The sequence below is a fragment of the Salipiger sp. genome, from assembly GCF_059781815.1.
In genome coordinates this window covers 1-22,523 of sequence record NZ_JBYNAH010000067.1, presented here as the reverse complement: position 1 = coordinate 22,523, position 22,523 = coordinate 1, and the positions used below count along the sequence as shown (strand labels likewise).

Annotated in this window: 20 protein-coding genes; 10 read left to right on the top strand and 10 right to left on the bottom strand. The window is 64.5% G+C overall.

Features of this window, described 5'->3' with window-relative positions; all coding sequences use genetic code 11:
- Nucleotides 1–16 precede the first annotated feature (16 nt).
- Nucleotides 17–1,429, top strand: coding sequence for an amidase family protein (locus tag AC6RA4_RS10055; protein ID WP_500159912.1), 1,413 nt, complete (start codon nt 17–19; stop codon nt 1,427–1,429).
- A gap of 46 nt (nt 1,430–1,475) precedes the next feature.
- Complete coding sequence (locus AC6RA4_RS10050) at nt 1,476–2,162, top strand: GntR family transcriptional regulator (protein ID WP_500159910.1); 687 nt, start codon at nt 1,476–1,478, stop codon at nt 2,160–2,162.
- A gap of 94 nt (nt 2,163–2,256) precedes the next feature.
- On the opposite strand, the gene AC6RA4_RS10045 is transcribed toward AC6RA4_RS10050, so the two are convergent.
- Both AC6RA4_RS10045 and ggt read right to left on the bottom strand, forming a co-directional pair.
- Nucleotides 2,257–3,732 (bottom strand): amidase, encoded by a 1,476-nt coding sequence (locus AC6RA4_RS10045; RefSeq protein ID WP_500159908.1) that lies wholly within the window; start codon nt 3,730–3,732, stop codon nt 2,257–2,259.
- Nucleotides 3,733–4,154: 422 nt separating this feature from the next.
- A complete protein-coding gene (ggt, locus tag AC6RA4_RS10040) occupies nt 4,155–5,945 on the bottom strand; it encodes a gamma-glutamyltransferase (protein WP_500159906.1) in 1,791 nt (596 codons plus the stop codon).
- A gap of 135 nt (nt 5,946–6,080) precedes the next feature.
- On the opposite strand from ggt, the gene ybaK reads away from it, so the two are divergent.
- From ybaK to AC6RA4_RS10025, 3 genes are all read left to right on the top strand, one after another.
- A complete protein-coding gene (gene ybaK / locus AC6RA4_RS10035; protein WP_500159904.1) occupies nt 6,081–6,554 on the top strand; it encodes a Cys-tRNA(Pro) deacylase in 474 nt (157 codons plus the stop codon).
- A 97-nt stretch (nt 6,555–6,651) separates the two neighbouring features.
- Nucleotides 6,652–8,694 (top strand): ATP-dependent helicase, encoded by a 2,043-nt coding sequence (locus AC6RA4_RS10030; protein WP_500159902.1) that lies wholly within the window; start codon nt 6,652–6,654, stop codon nt 8,692–8,694.
- A gap of 494 nt (nt 8,695–9,188) precedes the next feature.
- Nucleotides 9,189–10,190 (top strand): phosphatase PAP2 family protein, encoded by a 1,002-nt coding sequence (locus AC6RA4_RS10025; RefSeq protein WP_500159900.1) that lies wholly within the window; start codon nt 9,189–9,191, stop codon nt 10,188–10,190.
- A 754-nt stretch (nt 10,191–10,944) separates the two neighbouring features.
- Here the strand turns inward: AC6RA4_RS10025 and AC6RA4_RS10020 are convergent.
- The 5 genes from AC6RA4_RS10020 to AC6RA4_RS10000 form a co-directional block, all read right to left on the bottom strand.
- Nucleotides 10,945–11,556 (bottom strand): hypothetical protein, encoded by a 612-nt coding sequence (locus tag AC6RA4_RS10020; RefSeq protein ID WP_500159898.1) that lies wholly within the window; start codon nt 11,554–11,556, stop codon nt 10,945–10,947.
- Between the two features lie 700 nt (nt 11,557–12,256).
- Nucleotides 12,257–12,910: a DUF433 domain-containing protein gene (locus AC6RA4_RS10015; protein WP_500159896.1), complete on the bottom strand. Its 654-nt coding sequence runs from the start codon at nt 12,908–12,910 to the stop codon at nt 12,257–12,259.
- A gap of 4 nt (nt 12,911–12,914) precedes the next feature.
- A complete protein-coding gene (locus AC6RA4_RS10010) occupies nt 12,915–13,838 on the bottom strand; it encodes a hypothetical protein (protein ID WP_500159894.1) in 924 nt (307 codons plus the stop codon).
- Between the two features lie 166 nt (nt 13,839–14,004).
- Complete coding sequence (locus tag AC6RA4_RS10005) at nt 14,005–14,517, bottom strand: 3'-5' exonuclease (RefSeq protein ID WP_500159892.1); 513 nt, start codon at nt 14,515–14,517, stop codon at nt 14,005–14,007.
- Between the two features lie 8 nt (nt 14,518–14,525).
- Nucleotides 14,526–15,068: a hypothetical protein gene (locus AC6RA4_RS10000; RefSeq protein ID WP_500159890.1), complete on the bottom strand. Its 543-nt coding sequence runs from the start codon at nt 15,066–15,068 to the stop codon at nt 14,526–14,528.
- Between the two features lie 624 nt (nt 15,069–15,692).
- On the opposite strand from AC6RA4_RS10000, the gene AC6RA4_RS09995 reads away from it, so the two are divergent.
- The 3 genes from AC6RA4_RS09995 (at nt 15,693) to AC6RA4_RS09985 (ending at nt 19,014) form a co-directional block, all read left to right on the top strand.
- Nucleotides 15,693–17,945 (top strand): hypothetical protein, encoded by a 2,253-nt coding sequence (locus AC6RA4_RS09995; RefSeq protein ID WP_500159888.1) that lies wholly within the window; start codon nt 15,693–15,695, stop codon nt 17,943–17,945.
- Between the two features lie 71 nt (nt 17,946–18,016).
- Complete coding sequence (locus tag AC6RA4_RS09990) at nt 18,017–18,481, top strand: hypothetical protein (protein WP_500159886.1); 465 nt, start codon at nt 18,017–18,019, stop codon at nt 18,479–18,481.
- Nucleotides 18,482–18,597: 116 nt separating this feature from the next.
- Nucleotides 18,598–19,014 carry a hypothetical protein gene (locus AC6RA4_RS09985; RefSeq protein WP_500159884.1) on the top strand — a complete coding sequence of 139 codons (417 nt, stop codon included), beginning with the start codon at nt 18,598–18,600 and terminating at the stop codon, nt 19,012–19,014.
- Nucleotides 19,015–19,463: 449 nt separating this feature from the next.
- Here AC6RA4_RS09985 and AC6RA4_RS09980 read toward each other — a convergent pair whose 3' ends face one another.
- From AC6RA4_RS09980 to AC6RA4_RS09970, 3 genes are all read right to left on the bottom strand, one after another.
- Nucleotides 19,464–19,835 carry a hypothetical protein gene (locus tag AC6RA4_RS09980; RefSeq protein ID WP_500159883.1) on the bottom strand — a complete coding sequence of 124 codons (372 nt, stop codon included), beginning with the start codon at nt 19,833–19,835 and terminating at the stop codon, nt 19,464–19,466.
- An 89-nt stretch (nt 19,836–19,924) separates the two neighbouring features.
- On the bottom strand, nt 19,925–20,683 hold the full coding sequence (locus AC6RA4_RS09975) for a hypothetical protein (RefSeq protein ID WP_500159881.1): 759 nt from the start codon (nt 20,681–20,683) through the stop codon (nt 19,925–19,927).
- A 262-nt stretch (nt 20,684–20,945) separates the two neighbouring features.
- A complete protein-coding gene (locus AC6RA4_RS09970) occupies nt 20,946–21,593 on the bottom strand; it encodes a hypothetical protein (protein WP_500159879.1) in 648 nt (215 codons plus the stop codon).
- 213 nt (nt 21,594–21,806) lie between these two features.
- Here AC6RA4_RS09970 and AC6RA4_RS09965 point away from each other — a divergent pair, with 213 nt between their 5' ends.
- Nucleotides 21,807–22,061 (top strand): type II toxin-antitoxin system CcdA family antitoxin, encoded by a 255-nt coding sequence (locus AC6RA4_RS09965; RefSeq protein WP_500159877.1) that lies wholly within the window; start codon nt 21,807–21,809, stop codon nt 22,059–22,061.
- On the top strand, nt 22,049–22,339 hold the full coding sequence (locus tag AC6RA4_RS09960; protein WP_500159875.1) for a CcdB family protein: 291 nt from the start codon (nt 22,049–22,051) through the stop codon (nt 22,337–22,339). The genes AC6RA4_RS09965 and AC6RA4_RS09960 overlap by 13 nt, the downstream gene beginning before the upstream one ends.
- Nucleotides 22,340–22,523: the final 184 nt, after the last annotated feature.

Here is a 22,523-nt window from a genome sequence, read left to right as displayed (position 1 = left end):
CAGGAAAGACTGACACATGACCCCGACCGATCCGCTCTGGAGCCTTCCCGCAACCCAGATCGCGGCGCTTGTGCGCAGCGGGGCGGTCAGCGCGACCGAAGTCGCCGCCGCCGCGCTCGAGCGCCTCGAGGCGGTGAACCCGGCGATCAATGCCGTGGTCGAGTATCGTCCCGACGAGGTGCTCGCCGCCGCCGCGCGGGTCGACAAGATGGTCGCGGCGGGCGAGGACCCGGGGCCTCTGGCCGGGGTGCCGGTGACCGTCAAGGTCAACGCCGATCAGGCCGGCTATGCGACAACCAACGGCCTGACATCGCAGGCCGGGTTGATCGCGACAAAAGACAGCCCCTTCGTGGCCAACATGCTGCGCGCGGGCGCGCTGCCTCTGGGGCGCACCAACATGCCCTGTTTCGGCTACCGTTGGTTCACCAACAATCTCGTCCACGGGCACACCTACAACCCGCGCAACCGGGCTCTGACGCCGGGCGGCTCCTCGGGCGGGGCAGGGGCCGCGGCGGCGGCGGGGATCGGCGCCATCGCGCATGGCACCGACATCGCCGGCTCGATCCGCTACCCGGCCTATGCCTGCGGCATTCACGGCCTGCGCCCGAGCCTCGGGCGGGTGCCGGCCTACAACGCCTCAAGCCCCGATCGTCCGGTCGGTGCCCAGCTGATGGCGGTCTCGGGGCCGCTGGCGCGGACGGTGGCGGATCTGCGGCTCGGCTTCGAGGTGATGGCGGGGCCCGATCCCCGCGATCCGTGGTCGGTGCCGGTGCCGCTGACAGGGCCTGCGGTGGCCCGGCGCGCAGCGCTCTGCCTGCGGCCCGATGGCATGGACACCGCCCCCGAGCTGCAGGCGGCGCTGCTCGACGCGGCAGAGAAGCTGCGCGATGCCGGCTGGCAGGTCGACGAGCTTGACAGCCTGCCGCCCATCGCCGACGCGGTGGCGGTGCAGCTGACGCTCTGGATGGGCGACGGCTACGAGGCGCAGGTCGCCGCTGCCGAGACGGAGGGCGACCCCGGCGCCATCGCCGCGCTGGCCGGCAAGCGCGATTTCGCCAGGAGCATCGACAAGGACGCCTTTTCGCGGGCGCTGATCGCGCGGGTCGGCATCGCGCGGGACTGGGCCGAGTTCCTCGAGCGCTACCCGGTCGTCCTGCTGCCGCCCTCGGCGGAATTGCCGTTTGCCGACAATCTTGACCTGAAAGGGGAGGCCGACTATCAGCGCGTCTGGACGTCTCAGATGGCGATGATCGGCTTGCCGGTCGGGGGAATGCCGTCGCTTTGCCTCGCGACGGGATCGACGGAGGACGGCACGCCATTCGGAATTCAGCTCGTTTCCGCGCGTTATCGCGAGGATGTGGTGCTGGAGGCTGCAGAGGCGATCGAGGCCCGCGGGGAGCGGGTGAGCATCGCGACGCCCACGGGCTGATCGCGGCGGGGGCGGGGCCGGTGGCGGCCCCGAGGGGAGGACGACGATGAGCATCAACAAGCTTCGCCCGGTGCAACGGCAATCCACCGAAGCTCTGGTGACCGAGCATCTTCGCGATTTCATCCTCTCTGGCGATGTCTCGCCCGGCGGCAGGCTCACCGAGAATGCGCTGGCCGAACAGCTCGGCGTGGCCCGCTCGACCGTGCGGATGGGGCTTCAGCGCCTCGCGGTCGAAGGCATCGTGGTGCAGATCCCCTATACCGGCTGGGAGGTCGCGTCGCTCAGCGCCGAGGATGTCTGGGAGCTCTGGACCCTGCGCGGCAGCCTCGAAAGCCTCGCCTCGCGCCTTGCCGCGGGCCGTGAGGAGCCCGAGGTTCGGGCGAGCCTCGAAGCGGCCTTCGTCGCGCTGGAAGACGCCTGCGCCAGCGAGGATCGGCGGCGGATGAACGATGCGGATTTCGCGCTGCATCGCGCCATCGTCGACAGCGCGGGCCACAAGCGGCTGGCCGCGCAATACCGGCTCGTCGAGCAACAGGTGCGGCTCTTCATCGCCACCAGCAACGATCACGTGGCGTCGGGGCCGGAGGATATCATAGCGCAGCACGCGCCGCTGATCGCGGCCCTTCGCGCGCGCGATCCCGAAGCCGCGGCGCGCGCGGCCTGGGAGCACGACCAGAGAGAAGGCGCGCGGCTGATGCAATGGGTCGAGCAGCAGGACGCGGGGGAGGCCTAGCGCGGCGCTTTTCCGTGAGCGCGCCGTGGAAGGACGCGCAGCGCCTGAGGCTTCGAAAGCCGGAGCGCCGCCCTGAGGAGCGGCATCGGCGGTATCAGAGCCGGGTGACGTGCACGGCGGGCAGGTCGCCTCCGAACCACCGACCCTCTACCGCCCGCTCGACCTGCGCCGCGAGCTGCAGCAGCAGCCCGTCCGCGCCCTGCGCCGCCTGCGCCTGGATCCCGAGCGGCAGCCCGTTGGCGTGGCGCCCCATCGGCAAAGAGATCGCCGGGGTGCCGCAGAGATTGTTCAGCGGGGTGTAGGCGAAGAAGCCCCAGAGATTCTCGAACCAGTCGAGCGCGGAGGCGGTGTCGGTGGTGGTGAGATACTCGGTGGTGCCGATGGGCGGGGTTTCCCGCGCCGTGACCGGCGTCAGGATGATGTCCCACGCCTCGTGGAAAGCGCCGAAGGCGCGGGCCGTCTCGTTGAAGTCGAGCTGCATCTGGGCGCGTTCACTGTAGCTTGCGTTGATGCCCTGTTCCCAGATCCGGATGTTCATCGGCTCGATCAGCGCGTCGGGCGGCGTCTCAAGGCCACGGGACTTCAGCAGCGCGTCCACGGTCTGGGCAAAGTTGGTGATGTAGCAGGTGGTCTGCGCCGCGTAGGCGCGGGCGAAATCCACCTTCGGGCTCTGCCATTCGACATGGTGCCCCAGGCCTTCGAGCAGCTTCGCCGCCTTCTCGAGTTCCGCGGCGATGTGCGGCGTGGCGCGGTAGGGCCCCCATTCATGCGAGACGGCAATGCGCAGGGGCTTGGGATCGCGGGTGATCTGCTCGGCGAAGGGCATGTCGGGATGCCAGTAGGGCATGAACTCGCCCGGCGCGCCGCCGCGACAGGCATCGACGAAGGTGGCGGTGTCGCGCACGGTCCGGCTGATGCAGCCCTGGGTCGAGACGACGGAGGTGAAATCCGAGCCGTAGGGGGCGATGGAAAACGTGCCGCGCGAAGACTTGAGCCCGATCGCGCCGCAGGTGCCGGCGGGGATGCGGATCGAGCCGCCACCGTCGGTGCCATGGGCGAGCGGCAGCACGCCCGCGCCGACCATCACCGCCGAGCCGGCGGAGGAGCCGCAGCTGGTGAAGTCGGTGTCCCACGGGTTGCGGGTGATGTAGACCGCCGGGTTTTCCGCCGACGAGCAGCAGCCGAATTCCGGCGTGGTGCTGCGCCCGATGATGTTGAGGCCTGCCCCCTTCATCTTGGTCACCAGAAACGAGTCCGCCTCGGGCCGGTTGCCCTGCATGAAGAGCGAGCCCTGCTCCTGAAGCCGCCCGGCCATCGTCGGCCCGAGATCCTTGAGAAGGAAGGGCAGGCCCGCGAAGGCCCCTTCGGGGTTGGCGCCGTTGGCAGCGGGATCGGCCACCGCATCGTCGAAGGTCTCGATCACGCCGCACACCGCCTCGTTGACGCCGGCAATCCCGGCGACCGCTTGGGCGGCAAGCTCGGCTGCGGTCACGTCCTTGCGGCGCAGCCGCTCTGCGAGGGCCACGCCATCGTGGCTGAACCATTCCTCCCAACTCATGACCTGTGACATGGCGCGATCCTTCCTGTGCGAGACCCCGACCGCTGCGCCAGCGAAGCGGAGCCGGTTCGGGTGATGACGAGCGCCACCTTGGGGGGATTGACGACAATGTGCAATCGCGCGCGGGTGGCGTTGAGCAAACCCGCCTGCCCTTGACGCCTTTATGCCCTCATTCTTGCCGTCGTCCATCGTCGACGCGCCCCGGCAGGGCGGGCCGGGCTTGGCCGCGGTCGCGCGCATTGAAGACCTTTGTGCCACGGCAACGGCCTGTCGCTAGAGCGAAGAACCGCCCGCGATGCTCCGCCACCAGCGCGTATCTCGGTCTGCGCGGTGAGCCTGGTCGGGCTATCGCGCTCCGGTGACACCCGCGCCGGCCCTGACATCAGCCACCGGATCCGGGCGTGATGGCGCGGGCTCTGCGGTGGATCTCGGCCTCACTCCCCTAGCGCGATGCCCTCGCGGCGCGGATCTGCGCCGCCCTTCAGGCTTTCGCCCACGGCGATGGCGTGCAGGCCGGAATTCAGCCCGCGAACGTTCACCTCGTAGCCCAGCCCGGTCAGAGGCGCCTCGAGCGCGGCCGCGGTCGAGCCTTCCTCGAGATCGTAGCTTCCGAAGCGGTTGACCAGATGCGGCATGGTAACGGCCTGCTGCACATCCATGCCCCAGTCGACATGGGCGATGATCGCCTGCGCCACATAGCCGATGATGCGGCTGCCGCCGGGGCTGCCGATCACCAGCGAAGGCGCGCCATCCGACATCACGATGGTCGGCGCCATCGACGAGCGCGGGCGCTTGCCGGGCTCGATGCGGTTGGCAATCGGCACGCCGTCGCTGTGGCTGCGGAAGGAAAAATCGGTCAGTTCGTTGTTGAGCAGGAATCCTCCCGCCATCAACCGGGAGCCGAAACCGTTCTCGATGGTGGTGGTCATCGACAGCGCGTTACCGTCCGCATCGACGATGGAGATATGCGAGGTCGAGGGGAACTCGATGCTCTCGTCGTCGGCGAGGCGCATGGCGTGGTCCCACTCGGGCTGGCCCGGCGCGACCTCGGGCAGCGCGTCGTCGCCCGAGAGCAGCTCGGCGCGCGAGGCGAGATAATCCGGCGCTACGAGACCTTTGACCGGGACCGGGACAAAATCGGTGTCGGCCATGTAGCGGCCGCGGTCGGCGAAGGCGAGCCGCGAGGCATCGCCGATCAGCCGCCACGCCTCGGCGCTGTCGGGGCCGAGGGCGGCGAGGTCGTAGCGATCGAGCATGCCGAGGATCTGCCCGACGGTGAGCGCGCCCGAGGAGGGCGGGCCCATGCCGCAGACCTCATGGGCGCGGTAGGTCGCGCAGACGGCGGGGCGCTCGACCACGCGGTAGAGCGCCAGATCGGCGGTCGAGAGCCGGCCCGGATTGCCCTCCGCCGTGCGCACTGTGGCGACGATCTCCTCGGCGATCGCGCCGGTGTAGAAGGCCTGCGCGCCGCCCTCGGCGATCAGGCGCAGGGTCTCGGCGTAGTCGGCATTGGCGAGCGTGTCGCCGGCGGCAATAGCCTGACCTTCGGGGAAGAAATAGGCGGCGGTGTCGGGGAAACGCTGCAGACGCTCGGCGTCGTCTTCCACCAGCTCGGCCAGCCGGGGCGAGACGGTGAAGCCTTCCTCGGCCAGCGCGATGGCCTCGCCGAAGAGCCCCGGCCAATTGGCGCGGCCCCAGCGGCGATGCGCCTCCTCCATCAGCTTCGGCGTGCCCGGCGTGCCCACCGAGACCCCTCCGACCACCGCGTCGAAGAATCCCAGAGGTTCGCCGGCCTCGTTCTGGAACTGGCGCGGATCGGCGGCCAGCGGCGCGGTTTCGCGCCCGTCGAGCGTGGTCAGCGCGCCGCTCTCGGCATCGTACCAGACGAGGAAGGCGCCGCCGCCGAGCCCGGAGGATTGCGGCTCGACCAATCCCAGAACCGCCTGCACCGCGACCATGGCGTCGGCGGCGCTGCCGCCCTCGCGCAACACGCGGGCACCGGCCTCGACCGCGAGCGGGTTGGCGGCGGCGATCATCCAGTTCTGCGCTTCGGTGGGCGTCCCCGCCGCCTTGGCGTCAAGAGCCGCGCGGGCGGCGTCGGATAGCCCGGCAAAGGCGGCGGCACTCTCGGTTGCGGCCTCGGGGGCGACGGCGTCCGCCGCCTCCTGCGCGAGCGATGGCGTCGCGCTCAGCGCGAGCATGAGCATCAGGCTGAAGCGGGTCATGGCAGTCTCTCCCTGTTAGGATCGTTTGCCATCGAGCCTAACAGCGCGCGGGTCGCCGGTCACCCGTCGCGGCCCGGCATGGCTGGCGTCCGCCGCAAAGCCATGGTTCAACGGGGCATCAGCAGGAGGCAAAGCATGGCCAAGGGCACCCCCGCGACGCAGGCGCTGAGCAAGGCCGGCATCGCCTATGAGCTGGCGGAATACGCGTATGACCCGGGCGCCGCGCGCGTCGGGCTGCAGGCGGCCGAGGCCATGGGCGTGGCGCCGGAGCGGGTGTTCAAGACGCTGATGGTCGAGCTCGACGGCGCGCCGCTCTGCGTGGTCCTGCCCTCCGATGCCGAGGTCGACATGAAGGCGCTCGCCGCCGCCATGGGCGGCAAGTCGGCCCGCATGATGACACCCGAGACGGCAGAGCGCATGACCGGCTACAAGGTCGGCGGCGTCAGCCCTCTGGGTCAGCGTAAGCGGGTGCCGGTGGTGCTCGACCAGGCGGCGCGGCGCTTTGCCACGATCCTCATCAATGGCGGACGGCGCGGGCTGCAGATCGAGATCGCGCCCGCCGACCTCGTGTTGGTGCTGGGCTGCCGCGAGGCCGCCTTCGCGCGCTGAGGCCTGCGCGAGACATTGAAGTTCCCTTTATGTTCCTGCCGCGCTATCCTCTCGCGAAACCGTAAGGGCCCCGGTGACTCAATAAGGGGAGAGGCGCATGGCAGAGGCAGGCTATCTCGACAAACTGAACGACAACCAGCGCGCCGCGGTCGAGTTCGGCGTGGCCCGCGATGCCGTCGCGCCGCCGCTTCTGGTGATCGCCGGGGCGGGCTCGGGCAAGACCAACACGCTGGCGCACCGGGTGGCGCATCTGCTGGTCAACGGCGCCGATCCGCAGCGCATCCTTCTGATGACCTTCTCGCGCCGCGCCGCCACTGAGCTCACCCGCCGGGTTGCGCGGATCACCGAGCAGGCGATGGGCAGCGGTGTCGCCGCCGAGGCGCTGACCTGGGCCGGCACCTTCCACGGCATTGGCGCCCGCATCCTGCGCGAGCACGCCCTAGCCATCGGTCTGCATCCCGAGTTCTCGATCCATGACCGCGAGGACAGCGCCGACCTGATGAACCTCTGCCGCAACGGGCTGGGCTTCTCGCAGGCCAAGGCGCGGTTTCCGGCCAAGGGCACCTGCCTCGCGATCTATTCCCGGGCGGTGAATTCGGGCGATCCGCTCGACGAGGTGCTGCGCGACCATTTCCCGTGGTGCAGCCCGTGGCAGGCAGAGTTGAAGCAGCTCTTCGGCGCCTATGTCGGCGCCAAGCAGGAGCAGAACGTGCTCGATTACGACGACCTGCTGCTGGCCTGGGCGCAGGTGATGTCGGACGAGGGCTTTGCCGCCCATATCGGCGGGGCCTGGGATCACGTACTTATCGACGAGTACCAAGACACCAACCGCCTGCAGGCGCGCATCCTGATGGCGCTGAAGCCCGACGGGCGCGGGCTCACGGTGGTGGGCGACGACGCGCAGTCGATCTATGCCTTCCGTGCCGCCACGGTGCGCAACATCCTCGACTTCCCGACCGGCTTCCAGCCGCCGGCGGATGTCATCACGCTGGATCGCAACTACCGCTCCACCCAACCGATCCTTTCGGCTGCCAACGCGGTGATCGGGCAGGCGAAGGAGCGCTTCACCAAGGATCTCTGGACCGAGCGCGCCTCGACCGAGAAGCCGCGCCTCGTGACGGTGGCGACCGAGGGCGATCAGGCGCGCTATTTCGTCGACCGCATCCTCGAGGACCGCGAGACCGGCACCAGGCTCAAGGAGCAGGCGGTGCTGTTTCGTACTTCCAGTCACTCGGTGCAGCTCGAGGCCGAGCTGACCCGGCGCAACGTGCCTTACGTGAAGTTCGGCGGGCTCAAGTTCCTCGACAGCGCCCATGTGAAGGACCTGCTGGCCTTCCTGCGGCTGGTGCGCAACCCGCGCGACCGGGTGGCGGGGTTCCGGGTGCTTCAGCTTATTCCCGGCATCGGGCCGAAGGCGGCGGGGCAGGTGCTCGACGCGCTCGATCTCGCGCCCGATCCACTGGCCGCGCTCGAGGACGTCGCACCGCCGCCGCGCGCCGGGGCCGACTGGCCGGGCTTCGTGCAGGCGATGCGCGCCAAGGCGGACTGGCCGGCGGCGCTGGGGAATGCGCGGGCCTGGTACGAGCCGCATCTCGAGCGCATGCACGAGGATGCCGAGGCGCGCCGGGCCGATCTCATGCAGCTCGAGCAGATCGCCACCGGCTACCCCAATGCCGAGGCCTTCCTGACCGAGCTGACCCTCGATCCGCCGGACGCCACCAGCGACAAGTCGGGCGTGCCGCTGAAGGACGAGGATTACCTGATCCTGTCGACCATCCACTCGGCCAAGGGGCAGGAGTGGAAATCGGTCTATCTGCTGAACGCGGTCGATGGCTGCATCCCCTCCGATCTCGGCACCGGCTCCACCCACGAGCTGGAGGAGGAGCGGCGGCTGCTCTACGTCGCCATGACGCGGGCCAAGGACCACCTGACGCTGGGTGTGCCGCTGCGCTTCTACGTCACCAGCCAGACCCGCAACGGCGACCGGCATGTCTATGCCATGCGCACCCGGTTCATCGAGAAATCCATGCTCGACCGGTTCGAGACCCTGCACTGGGCGCCGCAGGTCGGGCAGGGCGCGCCGCGCCCGGCGCCGGGGCAGATCGACGTGGCGGCGAAGATGCGCCAGATGTGGGGCTAGGGGCGCCGCCGCTGGAAACAGGCGCGCGCGTTCCGCTGCGGACTGCGGGGCAGGGCAGTGTCAAAGGCGTCGGGGTGCATGGGTGTGCACGTCCCGGAACCAAGCTGTCAGAGGGTCCGCGCGCCGGATGACGCGTCCCGCTGGGGTCGCGCGAGAGCGCGTCAGGCAAGACGCGGGGCGCGCCGCGGCTCGGTCTGGCCGGCCCACCCGAACACCAGAGGCTGTGAAAACATCTCGGACCGGTGCAAACTGGCGTTGCGATGAGCGCGTCGCGTGGCTGTGCGCCCCTCGCTCCGCGTTGCGAATTGCCCAATGGCGCGGTGAGGCTATCTGAGAGATCAGACGATGCCGCCGCGTCCCGCCTCTTCCGCAATCCGCGCGGGTGCCGCGGCGGCCGTCACCGGCCTCAAAGGCCATGATCAGACTGCCAGACGACCGAATTTTCACGAGTTGATATTGCCGGCCCTTCGCCGACTCTCCCACGGAGCGAAATCATGGTTGCTTCACTGACATTCTTCGCTTTTGGCCTCGGCTATGCGGTTTTTGCGTTCCTGATCGCGGTGGTGTTTCGCGACGAGGTCCTTGCCGACATGTTTGGCACGGCGACCGCGGAACCCGCCGTCGTGGCGTGGTATATCGGCCTCATCGCGATCCTGGTGCCGGTCTGGGCTGTGTGGGCTGAGGTGCGGCGGGGCAAGGCAGTGCGCCTGGCCGTTGGAAATGTCGGGCTCGTGCTTGCCGCCGTTCTCGCACTGCATCTCGGGTTCACCTTGTTCAAGACCACGATGCCCGCGATCGTCCCTTACTATGCAGATCCCTATCTGGCGCGCTTCGACACCTGGCTGCACGCCGGTGCGGACCCCTGGGCGGTGATCAACCGGCTCCTGGGTCCGGACACCATGCTGAGCCTCGCGCCGCTGTACCACGGACCCTGGCTCATCGCGGCCTTCCTGTTCCCGGTGATCCTGGTGGCCTGCGACGATGACGAGGCGCGGGTGACGCGCTACTTCCTGCTGTATTGCGCAAGCTGGGTCGTCATCGGCAACCTGATCGCACTGGGGGGAATGTCGGTTGGCCCCGTCTTCTTCGATCGGTTTTATGACAGCAACCGGTTCGGATTGCTGACGCTGACACACCGTTTTGCGGGCGTCGAAAGCACGCCTCTGGGCGCGCTGCAGGACTATCTTTGGCAGATGTCCTCGGCGGGGCGCAAAAGCTTCGGGACCGGGATCTCTGCCTTTGCCTCGGTGCATGTCTCGGTCGCGACGGTGGTGGCGCTCTATTGCGGCGAGCGCTCGGCGCTGCTCGCCTTCCCGGCGGCGCTGCTCTGCGGGACGATCCTTCTTCTGTCGATCTGGAGCGGGTACCATTACGCTGCGGATGGCTATGTCTCGATCGGGGTCATGGCGCTTCTGTGGGTCGCCCTGCGCCGGCGGTTCGAGCCGGGCGGAGCGGTGGCTGCGGCTCAGGGAGAACTGTACCGGGCGAACAAGTGAGACAGGCGCCCAATTCTCCCAGCGCTGGGTCTGCCGCTCCTGAGTGACGTGACCTCGAAAATCGCTAGACGTTGCTCGGTGGACCTGTTCGTACACGGCACGGCTCTTTGCTGCATAGGCGGGCTCAGCTTTCCCTGCTGGGCGCCGGTTTGTGGCTCTGGAACGGTCCATGCTACGTGACGCCTCCCGACGCCGATCTTCGCCCGTTTGCGGCGTGCGTCGTGCAAGACGAGGCGCGTTCGAAAGGACGTGGGAATTTCGGCTGCCGGCAAGCCAAAGTCGAAGGAGTAGGCCAGCGTAAATGTTCGGAAGATCAGCGTGTTGATCTGGGGGCGTTTTGAGCCAAGAGCCCAATGGGTCATTCGCGAAGGAACGATGTTGGCTCCAACGGTCTTCTGGATGCCTGAGAAAGATCCTTCCTCCCGTTGCGTAAACAGCATCGTGGCCGCCTGAAGATCGCAGTTTCGCATCACGAAGCCTGCACAGACCTCCGATGCAGTAAGGCCGGGCACGTCGACGTGGCCGATATCGACTCCTACGAGCTCTTCGCAATGCGTGGTAGGATCGCCGAGTTGATCTGATACGGAGTTCAGCCATGGCAAAGAAGTCAGTTCGGGGACAAGAGCCACGGGCGGGGTCATGGATGAGATCATGGGGGGTCTTTCTTTTGAGGGTGTCCTGAGACACGCGCGAGGTGTCAAAGGTTGGTTCGCTGAAAGCGACCGCGAGCTATTTCGGAATGGAACCGGTCGTTTCAGCGCGAGAATGTTTCGACGTTGGTCGCCTTGCGAAACAACAGTGCCGGGTCAGGGTAGCGCGTGTAGAGACGGCGCAGCATCTCGTCATGACGCGCGGCAGTCGTGTGACGCGAGTCCCTGAGAGTCCCGGCAAGGCTGCGCCAGAACGCAGGTGACAGACCGACCAGCCGGACCGATCGGGACGTGTTGGTGTTGCGGTCGACAAGCTCGACAGTCATTCCCCAGGTTCGACGAAGCGTGAGATCGTCGACGTGATCGAGGGCTTGAAGAAGGTGTTCTTGGGTCTCGGCTCTTTCGAGGCCGAGCGCGAACGGTGCCTCGACTATGGTTGTTCCGAATTTGAAGAGAAATACGGCACAGGTGGCTGAGCCAGACACCACACGGATGTGACCGATCTGGAGCGTCCCAGATTGAGCGATTGCGATCTCACGCGCTGTCGGATGCGACAACTGGATCTGGCAATGTGCCAAGACCTCCGTTCCGTCGCTGCTGAGGCTCAGGACCGCTCCATCCTCCGTCAGAACGGGGAAGCTCGACGGGAGGTTTTTCGCGATCATGTCCAGTCGGGTTTCAGTGCCGCTGGTGGGTGTCGTTTTGGGGCGGGTCATGGTACCTTGCCTTCAAGTTGTTGCGCTTGAAGATAAGAGCGGTTCGACCGCGTTCGGACGGAAATGGAAATCCGAGAAAAACTTTCAACTACTTGTAAATAATGTGTTTTATCTCTAACCCCGCAGGATCCTAAAGGTGCCAAGCTCAGCCTGCGGACTTGGCTGACAGAGTGGTGGGGCCTGTTCCTGCTCAGCCCGGCCTTTCCGGTAGTTTCCCGCTGGCGAGGATCGCTTTGCGCTGTGTCGTAGCATTTCCTGAGGCCGCGGCTCGACTGGCGCTACAGCAGACTTCCCGCGGAGCGAACGCGGATTCCTCATCCGAGCTGGTTTCGTGCTACGCGTTGATCGTTTCTTGTAGCACCGTGATCTTCGCAAGTATCTCAACGAAGGACGCGGGATTCTCGTCAAACATCATCGGCGCCATGACTCGATCGTCGGCGCGCAGATCCTTCATGCGCGCCTCGTTCGGAAGGAGCTGCAGCGTCCCAGGCTCGGCCATGCTGCAGCTGGCCCATCCGGACCGGAAGAACGTTGCCTTGGGCTTGGCGACCTGATCGAGCTGCTCGAAACAATGGCGGCAGCCTTTCCTTCGTCAGTGTTCAAGCAGCATAGCGAGATCGTTGTACTGCCGCGAGAAATATTGCGATGTCGGCGAGGCGGTCGGGCGGTGCACCGCCGTGTGAAGCGCAGTTTGGCGGGATCATAGATCTATCAGGGTGACGCGCGTCGAGAAAACCAGGCGCAGATCGCGAGGCTGTCTGGAATTCTTTCTTTGTCCGCCATCAACAGGATTGGCCTTCGCGTAGAGGATCGCATCTTCAATGCTCTCTGCCGTCAATGTCGGGAAATCCGCGAGGATCGTCTCGAGTGTTTCGCCATTCGCCAGGTCTGCGGCTTCGTCGACAGTGATGCGGGTCCCCCGCATCACTGTCGCGCCACCACGAACATCGGGGTCCGACGAAACACTCGCTTCCGCCTTCTCCAGCGCTGCAAGGCCTTCCAGCGCGCCCTGCACAAAGCCCGTAAGATCAATGTGCGGAGGGCAAGCGGTCAGCGTGCATTCTCCGCTATCGCCCCTGAATATCGAGCAAATGGTGTGAAATACGCGCGAGCGCGTCTCGGGTGTAGCGGTGCCGCCCAGGGCGGCGTAAGCAATCACAAGCGCGCAAGCTTCCGGTTTCAAAAGCGGACGCTCTCGATCTCCGGCCCCTGGAGGCGCGGCGACCGACGAGCTGGGGAGGATACCCTTATCAAGCAGAACCGACACGAGCTCGCGTTCGACACCCGCAGCCGCCGCCACCTCGCTGATAGAGAGCGGGCGCCTGATCGTCTCTGGCAGGTCCCAAAACTTCATCTCCCTAAGCCCGACTACCAGACATACGGTACATGACACCTTGTACCTGTCTAGAGATATCTGCGACGACCTCAGGAGAGGCGACCAAGTCTGGGGCAATCTCTGCAAGGCACTCTGCCTGGCGCAAAAGTTCCAGGCGCCGATGCGCCGACACCATTCCCTTGGGGAGCATGACGATGAGCTCGGGAGTTGGAATATACCAGTTGCGATGGACCTCACGCTTGGTCAGATCGGTCACGCGATCAAGGAAGGGGCCCCTCGTGTGCAAGCTCCGCTTTGTCCTCCGACCGGGACGGTTGATGATCGTTGCCGACCGCGCGATGTCCCATTGGCAGAGCAGAAACGTGCCATCAGGCAGCGCATCGATCTGTTGCTTCAGCCGCTTGAGGCGTGCCGCGGCGTCGAGACTGGACTGGTGCCCCGCTCGGACTTGAGCCAGTGCTTGCGCGACGAGAAGCAGTAGATCGCCAAATCGACTGTTGATCCACGGATTAACAGTGAGAGCGCCGGGCAGGTGGTTTCTTATCACCTCCAGGCCATCGGCGTCGAAGTGATACTCATTCATGAAAAGGCCAGCCTTGGCGGGAAACTGATCAACGGCGACTCGAAGCGCGCGAAGAACCTCATTGGCAAAGGCCTCTGCCCTGGCCGCGTCATCTGCTGTCGCGCGACTGTTGTCGTTCCATCTGCGATGGATCGACCAGCTGGTGGTCTGATTGTCGATATTGAGCCGGGCGCTCCCGAACTCTGTCTCGAGGTGCGCCGCAAGGAGCGCGTTGGAATCACCTTCGAGATCACGATGGACGAGCATTCTGGTCGCGCCATCCTGGAACCCACGAATTTCGCAAAGTGACGAACGGTCTGCCGGAGGACTTCCGGTCGGTGTTTGGGGGATGTCAGATACAAGGGAAGGGATCATCAAACTCATGGGTTTTCCTTTGATTTCAGCGTTCGGCCGCGTGCCAGACGCTGAACAGGAGATCGGTCGATCGTTCTGCGGTCCAAAGGCGAATTGATCGAATTTCTTGCGCCGCGTTCCATCTCTTCCCTTGTGCAGGCTGATTTAGCGCCGAGCTGAACTTTGCAGCGCGACCTCACTTAATCGCGGCGGCTTTTCTGAGCCCGTGTTTCCAGCCCTGCGCGAGCCTGGCGCTATCCGGCCCCGCGCGGTGTGGAGCAGGACGACGAGCCAGCGCTTCGTAGACCATGTCGAGCGCCAGCCCCGAGAACAGCGCGAAGGTTACCGCGTCATAGTCTTCAATGGCTGGCTGTTGCCCGTGTCCGGCGGTCTGCAGCAGTCGGGAAAGCCACCGCGCTTCGAACGCTGGCGCGTCCGAAACAAGGGTGCGAGCGGCAACGATGTTCAAGAACTCTTTGGCAACCTCGGCGGCCGAGGGAGCGTGTTCGATCCGGTCCAGAGGAATGCCGTGGACTGCTGCGCTCTGCGCGGACCAATCCGAAAGAGGCCAGTCCGGGGCAGGGCGGATCAAACTTGACCAGGTCCGTACCTCTTGGCCTTCGAGCCAGGAAAGGCCGACCTCGATGGGCCAACTCTCGGCCGAGAGACTGGAGGCTTCGAAATCCAGGATGACGAATGTCTCGATCATGGTCTGTATCATCCGGCGTCTTGTTTCGCGTTGGGGCAAGGCTCTCCAAGATTGCGGTCAGGTGATTGCAGGCCTCGATCTGTTCCCTGACTGTTCTTTCCTCGATCGAGCGCGCGCTGCACGCGAGTGATCGCAGCAAGCCGAGCATGCGCCGAGGCATAGGCCGACCGTGGGTGAACCGTGATCAAGTGTGCAGGGCCGTAGGTCGGTTTGAGCGCCCATCCAAGCGCTTCGAAGCAGGTGCTGGCCATGCCATGTGCCGGTGACGAATACGATGGTTCGGCAAGCTGCAATGATACATACGAGATGGCATTGTCCGCGGTCGCTCCGTGTTTAAGAACGTCGAGTCTGGTGATTTGTGCGAAAAAATTCGCGTCGAGCCAGCAAGCGACCGTGAGGGCATCGCCCTCGAGTTTGCTATATGCGTCCATGTTGCGCTGGACGGCAGCCAAGACTTCGGGGGTCAACTCGACTTTGGGTGACATCGCACAAACTCGGTATTCTGCAGGAATAATATTTAGTTTAAGTAATTGATTAAAATTGATTTTCAAGAGCTTCGGGGCCGGGTGGACTTGCGGGCCATTCCTTCGCATTCTCCGGCTACTGTCAGGTTTACTGACAGAAGCGCCATGATTGGCCGCTCTGACTGCTGCACCATGCCCAGAAGATCGGCGGGAAGCGGCGCAAGCCGGTGGATGTCGCAGCCCGGCACTGTGATGAGATCGCCAGGAGTGCGGGTTTGAACGCATCGGCCCTGCGACGTCGCGCAGGTGAGCTTATCGATGCCATGGTGGCCAGCCGTGTGGCCGCGACAGGGCGCGTATCATCCCTTTCCGAGGCAACGCCAGCTATCGTTGGACATGTGGCGCGCCCGTTGAGGAAAAAGCATTACGGATAGCAGGGCGCCTCCGGTCCCCTCGCCCGACAATCCGCATTTCCAGTCCATGGGCGGAATGACGGCCGGGCCAAAGAGGGGCGCCTCTCTCACATGCGGGGCACTGGCTTCCAGGCCGGCATGACCAGCTATCGGCCTTTGATCATGATGCTCAGCACCAGCTTTGGTGTCGCGCGGCTTATAGTATCCTATAACCGGCGTGACACCTTTCATGTGAAAGAGATTACCTCCCGCACTTTGATCGACCGACCTCCTGCGAAGACACATGGAGGTATCGATCATGACAGGGAACACGCCGCTTCGAGACGTCGCGGGACGCTTTGCAGGGCAGGGGGCTTTTCGCGCGATGGCGCCTGCGCCGGCCACGCTCTTCACGCCGCTAGCTGACGCCGATCAACGCCTCCGTGTTTCGCTCTCGCATGCGTTTGATCTCCTTGAGGCACAACCGGTCGTGGAGGAGGGTGAGCCCGTGCCGGCAGCAGCGATCGCGGCAAGTCCGGGTGCAGGCAAGAGCCGGGTCGCACGCGAGCTGCTTGCCCAACGGGCGGGCGAAGAGAGCATCGCCTATCATGCCCCAACATTGGACCTCACGGAGGAGGCCGCGGCACATGCGGCAAAACTGGGGACACACACCGAGCTGGTCCGGGGGCGCTCTGCACGTGATCCCTCGGCGGAGGATCCGGACCAGACCATGTGCGTCAAATCCGATCTCGTCGAGCGCGCGCTTCGATTGGGCCTAAATATTCGAGAGAGCTTCTGCGCCTCTTCGGCGAACCCCGAGTGCCGTTGCGCCTATTTCGAAAGCTGTGCCTACATGCGCCAGTTCTCCAAGCCGGGGGAGGAGGCGCATCGCTACCTGGCGACAAGCTATCTCGGCTTTCCCGATCCGACCGGGGCAACCTTCGCGCTCCGGGTAATTGACGAGACCTTCTGGTCCCAGCAGCTTATCATCTCGACCTTCTCGGCGGCGGATTTCCTGCTGCCGCGGACATTCCTACGACACATGACGCCTAAGGGCGAGATGCGGCAAGCGCTGGTGGCGCGCCATGCCGATCTGCTTGTAGCGGCGCGCGCCGTGGTCGATGTCCTCGCAGAGGGCGGCTCGCCCATGTCGCTGCCCTATTCCGCGCAGGATTACCTGCGGTTCGCGGAGCTCGAGCGTCGCTCGCATGCCCCAGATCCTAAGGTGGTCCCGGATCAGGCGGAGGGGCTCCAGAGCGCTCTCCTGACCAAAGCTGAACGCAACGTGCGCTACGTCTCCTGGTTCTCGGCGCTCTGGACATGTCTTGCCGAGGCAAAATCGGCCGAGCGTTCCAGCGTCGAACGGTTACGCATGATCGGAGGCCGGGACGGGCCCAGGCTGCGCCTTTGCCGCAAGCGCGATCTGCTTCATCGCGAGCCGATGTTGCTGCTGGATGCAGATGCCGATCCGGACATCCTGACGGCGCTCGGCTGCGATCTCCAGCAAACCACCCGGATGGTGCTGCGACCGAATGCGGAGGTTGTGCAGGTTCACGACCGTCGCATGACCCATGGCAGTCTTCTCGACGGGACGGAATTGCGAGAAGCCTGGCGTTGGGTCATCCGTCGAGAAGTTCTGACGGACCGGGAAAGCCACGGCGGCGGGGTGCTGGTGGGGGCAAGCCGGAAAGTGGTCCTGGCCTTCTTTAGAGATGCCGGTGTCGATTTCTCCGGGAAAACCGACGAAGAGATTTCCGAGATCATGCTCACCACCGAACTGCACGGGGCCCACTGGCTTTGGTTCGGAGGGCGGGCGCTCGGGTCGAACCGGTACCGTGATTGCGGGACGGCCATCGTGATCGGTCGCGAGGAGCTACCGGCAACCGCGCTCGAAGATTATGGGCGCGCACTGTGGGGGGACCGGGATGGGCTCGACCTGCAGCTCCTGCACCCCGGGGCAGACGGCGCCTTGCGCATGCCCGAGGTCGAGACGGCTTATGAGATGCGGGATGGCAGCGCCTGGGCCGTGAAGGTCCCGTGCCATCCCGATCCGCTGATCCGGCGGGTCCAGCTGCAGACACGGGAGCTTGCGACCCGGCAACTGGTCGAACGTTTGCGCCTTGCGCGGTCCGAGACCCGCAAGCGGGTGATCCTCGGATGTAGCCTGCCGATCCCCGGTCTGCCTGTTGATCGGCTGGTCCGGTGGCAAGATCTTTGCCCGCGCCGGCATGAAGCGGCGCTGATTGATGCGTTGCTCACGCAGGGCGGCCTGAGGTTCTCGGCGGTGGGTTTCACAGACGATGCGCAATCTCTCTTTCCAACCCTCGATACCGCGAAATCCTACCTGCGGCGCAATCGAACTCGGCCGGGCGACCTACTCGCCGGCCTGCCACAGACCGTTCTGCACAAACTCTATCGCTTGGTGATCCATCGGGACGCTGCGTACGCGCGCAAGGAAACAGCCTTCGTGCTCGCGGAAAGCGAGGCCGATGCCATCCATCGGGCCGGGGTGGTTTGGGGGCCGTTGAAGAGTTGCGGGGTGCTGCGCGCACGAGGGGCCCAACGGGCATGAGCGCGATCCGCTGCGGTGTGTCCTAGCCACCGCATCGGATCGTGCCGATGCCCGAACACAGGAAGACTTCCATGCCTCTGATCTCAGATGTCCGACCCGGTGATATTGTCGCTTTCCGTTATCCCTACCGTGAGGGCATCTCGCCCTATGCCCGGCCCAGCCTTGTACTTGAAGCGACACAGGCTGAGCTGTTGCTTGGCTACTGCACGACGTCGCAGCAACGCGCCAATGCCGGCCTGGAAATCCGGGTGACGGCCGAGTTCGCCGACTGCGGTCTCTCCCGACCCAGCCGGTTCGTCTTGGCGCGGCGCGTGCGCGTGACCCGGACCGACCCGCGGTTCGAGACGAATGCAGAGGGTACCCCGATCCTCGGACGGCTGACCGAGGACCTGGCTCAGCGTCAGGGCAACTTGATGCAGCTGATCCGTAGCTCCTGGGACAGCGAGGCAGGGCGTCTCCAGGCGGAGCGAAGAGGCATCACTCCCTCAAAGGGTCAGCGGCGGCGGCGCAATGGGCAGCTGGTGTCCAAGCTCTGAGAGCAGGGGGCGAGGTGCCGTTGCCGGTCCGTTTGCGCGGGCAGGTCGCGTGGCGCCCGCGCAAACAGCCGACACGGCGGCCTGGGCGCAGCAAGCAACTGCAAAAGGAAAAGACCATGTTCGACATAACCGTCAGGGAAGACCTCGCAGACTTTGGCCGGCGGGCCGAGTGCGCCGTCGAAAACATCCTCGGGGCCCATGCGCAGGAGGGGGCCTGGTGCGACCGCCTGCGCGCCTGGCTCGCGGATTGCAGCCGGGCACCGCATCGGGCGCTCCGCACCTCCGTAATCGAGCAGGCCGTCGGCGATCTCGTCACGCTGAACACCGCCTGCCAGGGCTATGCCGCCGTGGACGGCGGTCTCAGTCTGACCGATCGCGGGGGCAGTTTATTCGCACGCCGTGCCCTGGCCGAGCTGCTGGTGCTGGTCTCGCGTCATGATCCCAAGCTGGCGCGGGACCTTGCCGGCAAGGCCCAGGCGCAGCGAGGCACGAACCTTCGCAGGATGTGGGATCTGATCGCGGCGCGGGCCTGAGCAGATGGCGTCGACCTCCCGTTTCGGGTCGACGCCGTCACCGTGCGCGAGAGGGGCGGCCCGACATGATCCAGTTGAGTTCGCTGCGTTCGTGCTTGTTCCGCGGTCCGGGGATCGCCGTCTCGGCCTCGCAAGAAAGTGCCCCAGCGCGTGGCCCAGGAGACCATGGGCGGCGCCTTAGGCGCCGCTGGCGGTCACCGTCCGATCTTCGGAGAAGGTTTGAGTTGCGACACCTGACCTGGCTGTTGCTGGCCTGGCGATCGAACACCGGTTTGCCGGACGACGTCCCTTTGCTTCGATCAAGTCTCTATTCGGTCGTTCAGGATCGGGTCGCTAACGCAATGTAGGGCCAAAGGCCGATGTCTTGGACCTTACGTTCTTTCAGGTTCCCGAACCGCGTGATCCGAGATTGGTCGGGTCGGACCACCCCCACCTCCGGCGGTCCGCGCTCAGGCGGACCAGCCGCATCGCACGTAGTCGTTTTCTTTCGCGATGGACTGAAGGCGCGTGAACAGGGTTTGGTAGTGGACCAGGGCGGCATTTCCGTCCTCGGGTTCGTCGCTGCAGAACCCGACTGGCAAGGTCTCCAGGATGTCATCCAGCGAAGACGTGTCTCCATCATGGAGGCTCACAGGCGCCAGACCTTTATGCTTCATGTCTTCTTCGATCTCATCCAGCACATCTCTGATGTCATAGGCATCGAGAAAGAAGTCCGGCGTATCGTCCGTCGGACTCACAAGGTAGCGCAGCAACCTGTGGTGATTGCAAAAGCTGACCAGCGGCTCGCCGTCCGCGGCGAAGATGTCGATGTCGAGACCCATGGGTAGTCCTGTCGTCTTGTTTGGGGTTCGTTGATGACGGCACATGTGCCGATCGAGCCCTGATCGGCACTGGGCGCGTCAATAGTGTGTCAGGTCGGAGACGATCCGGAGGCAAGTAGGGTCGTCTTGGTGTCGAGACCCGACACGGACCGGTCTGCTCGGCAAGCCTCCTCCCAGCGGGTTTGCCGGTAAGCAATCACCACCTTCTCGTCGTGGCCCAACTGGTCAGCCTGAGGCCATACCGATAGATCGAGCGCGCGGACGGATGCGGTTTGTGCCCAAGTCAAAGCCTGCGTGACTTCCCTGTCCAACATGTCGCGCAGGGGCGCCGCTGCCCGGACGGCGTCAAGCAGGGTGTGCTTGCTCGGGTGTTCCAAGCGAAGATTACGTTCCATCCATGCCATCCGCGGCAGGAGGAACAAATGCCGTTCGCTCTCGTGGTTGAGCGGAACGCCGGCAGGCTCAATTCTATCAATCAGCGCATCAAGTTGGTCTTCGGTGAGCGCCGCCAGTTCGCGTCCCTGCGCGAAGCGGTGCTCGATCACATGATCGGCCCACACCTCATGTGCGGCGCCGAGCGCGCTGGCATGTGCGGCGTCCCAGCTCGAGAAATCAAAAATGGTCTTCCGAACCTTGCCAGTGGGGGTGTCGTCTATCTGAAGGGTGAATTCGGAGACATTGCCATTGGGTGCCAGTTCCATCGCTGCAAAGGCGGAGACGACCCGCTTCTGACCCATGTTCGCAAGCAAGACGTCGCTGACATGATCGAGCTGGTCCTTCAGGTCGGTCGCTTCCTTGCGGGCGTGGATGGGCAGGGCCCAGGTATAGTGGAAGGGGAGGACAAGCATGGCAGCCATTCTTGATAGGAACCGGGATCGTGAAGCATAACTTCAGCATGCCGAGGTCTGTTTCATAGCGAGCCGGCGCCAGCATTGAAACCACGTTCATCTCGTTTTTTGAATTTGTTTCAAAGTGTTGGGGTGGCCAAGGGGATTTCTTGGCTCGTTGAGACCTGCCTTCTTGCGCCGCACCAGCCCCAAACAGCCGGAGCTGTTGGCGGCGCCTGGCGGGCCCGAAGGCAGAATGCTGGCAACGGACGTTGATCTGATCCTACTCGCAGTCCGACACCTGATACCTGGCGCCGGCCTCCTTGGAGAGAAGCAGGGCAACGTCCGGGGTCTGGGCTTCCCACGTTTGACCTTTGGGTAACTTCCAATCAGTCATGTCGGATAGCAGTGTCAGGTAGGACCGCAACCGCCAGCGCAGGTCGTTGGCTCCGATGAGTGTTTGCGCCGGAGACATTCTGACCCGGATCGGCAGTGGGACGGTTGAGCGGCCAAAGAGCAAGTCGTCGTCGACCCGCAGGATGCAATCCGCGAAATGCAGAATGGTGACCGAGCGCGATCCAGACGTCTTGCCGTCGTCTTGTAAGAAGAGAGTCGGATCCGGTCCCAGGAACAGCTCACGCCCGATCAGTTCGGCGGCCCGATCAGATTGATTGCCGGACAGTTCCTCGAAGCGCAACCTGGAAAGGTTGTTCTCGGTCTGCACCCAGAAGCTCTCGAGCCTGTATCTTCCGTCATGGGGGGTGCACAGGTTTTCGGTGTAGGTGCTGACCATCACGACCATGTCGCCCGGCATCGCCCGGGTCAGAGGCACCAAGCTGCGCGAGAAATCGGTGGGAAAGCCGTGGAAGGACACGGGGACGATCATGTGGTTTGGGCGCGTAGCTGACAGGCTGGGTTCATGTTTGGTCATCAGTATTTGTCCATTTCTTGTAGTGCTCAAGCTGAGCAAGATGCAGAGGAAATGGGTTGGTTTGTTTCAGGATGGGAGCCGAGTACGAACCGGTGCAAGAAATTTAGGTGATGTCCGCATACCGTGTTGGCTGACTTGACGTGTCAGCATTCGCGGTGTTGTGTCAGGGCGGCGGCGGTATAAAATAGAGGTATAAAAGGGGAGTATGATTGGATGGTATCTCAAATCCGGCGCAAGACCTCTCTGACCCTTGATGCTGAAGCGCTCGACCATGCAAAGGCGCTTGGAGTCAATGTCTCTGCCGTCGCCGAGGCGGCATTGATCAAGGCCGTCGCCGCCGCAAGACGCGAGAAATGGCTTGCCGAAAATGCGGATGCGTTCAGTGCCCAGTCGGACTGGCATGAGCGAAACGGGCACCCTCTGGCTGACATCATCGCGGCCCCCGGAGGATCTTCGTGGAAGAGTTGAGCCGTTTCGATGTCGCGGAATACAATGGTGTTCTCATGGTCGTCGTCGAAAGCGAACTTCTACCGCCTGATCCTGCGGTCGTCGTCATCCCGCTTCTTCCCGACTACCCTGCGGTTCGGCATCTAAACCCCGCACTCCAGCATGACGGCAAGCGTCTGGTCCTTGCCACAAGGCTGATTGCGGCTGTTCGACGGACGAGTTTGCGCAGAAACGGAACGGTCGCAGATCAAGGCGATCTCGTTACGAAAGCTGTCGATGTCCTCATATCAGGCGTTTAGTCTGCACAGCCAACACGGTTTGCGGGCATCCCCAAAATCTATTGGCCGTGTTCCATAGACTTGGACGGCTGGCACTGGCGCATCTGTCCGCGGCCTTGGGGCATCCGGCGCGCATCCTCGGGATTTGGGGATGAGCTGACCCCATCGAGTGGTCCGGGTTAAATGCTAATGCATGGTCGGCCTT

Excerpts from the sequence above, each read along its gene's own strand:
- AC6RA4_RS10055 (WP_500159912.1), top strand. The coding sequence starts at position 17 with ATGACCCCGACCGATCCGCTCTGGAGCCTTCCCGCAACCCAGATCGCG.
- AC6RA4_RS10050 (WP_500159910.1), top strand. The coding sequence starts at position 1,476 with ATGAGCATCAACAAGCTTCGCCCGGTGCAACGGCAATCCACCGAAGCT.
- AC6RA4_RS10045 (WP_500159908.1), bottom strand. The coding sequence starts at position 3,732 with ATGTCACAGGTCATGAGTTGGGAGGAATGGTTCAGCCACGATGGCGTG.
- ggt (WP_500159906.1), bottom strand. The coding sequence starts at position 5,945 with ATGACCCGCTTCAGCCTGATGCTCATGCTCGCGCTGAGCGCGACGCCA.
- ybaK (WP_500159904.1), top strand. The coding sequence starts at position 6,081 with ATGGCCAAGGGCACCCCCGCGACGCAGGCGCTGAGCAAGGCCGGCATC.
- AC6RA4_RS10030 (WP_500159902.1), top strand. The coding sequence starts at position 6,652 with ATGGCAGAGGCAGGCTATCTCGACAAACTGAACGACAACCAGCGCGCC.
- AC6RA4_RS10025 (WP_500159900.1), top strand. The coding sequence starts at position 9,189 with ATGGTTGCTTCACTGACATTCTTCGCTTTTGGCCTCGGCTATGCGGTT.
- AC6RA4_RS10020 (WP_500159898.1), bottom strand. The coding sequence starts at position 11,556 with ATGACCCGCCCCAAAACGACACCCACCAGCGGCACTGAAACCCGACTG.
- AC6RA4_RS10015 (WP_500159896.1), bottom strand. The coding sequence starts at position 12,910 with ATGAAGTTTTGGGACCTGCCAGAGACGATCAGGCGCCCGCTCTCTATC.
- AC6RA4_RS10010 (WP_500159894.1), bottom strand. The coding sequence starts at position 13,838 with ATGAGTTTGATGATCCCTTCCCTTGTATCTGACATCCCCCAAACACCG.
- AC6RA4_RS10005 (WP_500159892.1), bottom strand. The coding sequence starts at position 14,517 with ATGATCGAGACATTCGTCATCCTGGATTTCGAAGCCTCCAGTCTCTCG.
- AC6RA4_RS09995 (WP_500159888.1), top strand. The coding sequence starts at position 15,693 with ATGACAGGGAACACGCCGCTTCGAGACGTCGCGGGACGCTTTGCAGGG.
- AC6RA4_RS09990 (WP_500159886.1), top strand. The coding sequence starts at position 18,017 with ATGCCTCTGATCTCAGATGTCCGACCCGGTGATATTGTCGCTTTCCGT.
- AC6RA4_RS09985 (WP_500159884.1), top strand. The coding sequence starts at position 18,598 with ATGTTCGACATAACCGTCAGGGAAGACCTCGCAGACTTTGGCCGGCGG.
- AC6RA4_RS09980 (WP_500159883.1), bottom strand. The coding sequence starts at position 19,835 with ATGGGTCTCGACATCGACATCTTCGCCGCGGACGGCGAGCCGCTGGTC.
- AC6RA4_RS09975 (WP_500159881.1), bottom strand. The coding sequence starts at position 20,683 with ATGCTTGTCCTCCCCTTCCACTATACCTGGGCCCTGCCCATCCACGCC.
- AC6RA4_RS09970 (WP_500159879.1), bottom strand. The coding sequence starts at position 21,593 with ATGACCAAACATGAACCCAGCCTGTCAGCTACGCGCCCAAACCACATG.
- AC6RA4_RS09965 (WP_500159877.1), top strand. The coding sequence starts at position 21,807 with ATGGTATCTCAAATCCGGCGCAAGACCTCTCTGACCCTTGATGCTGAA.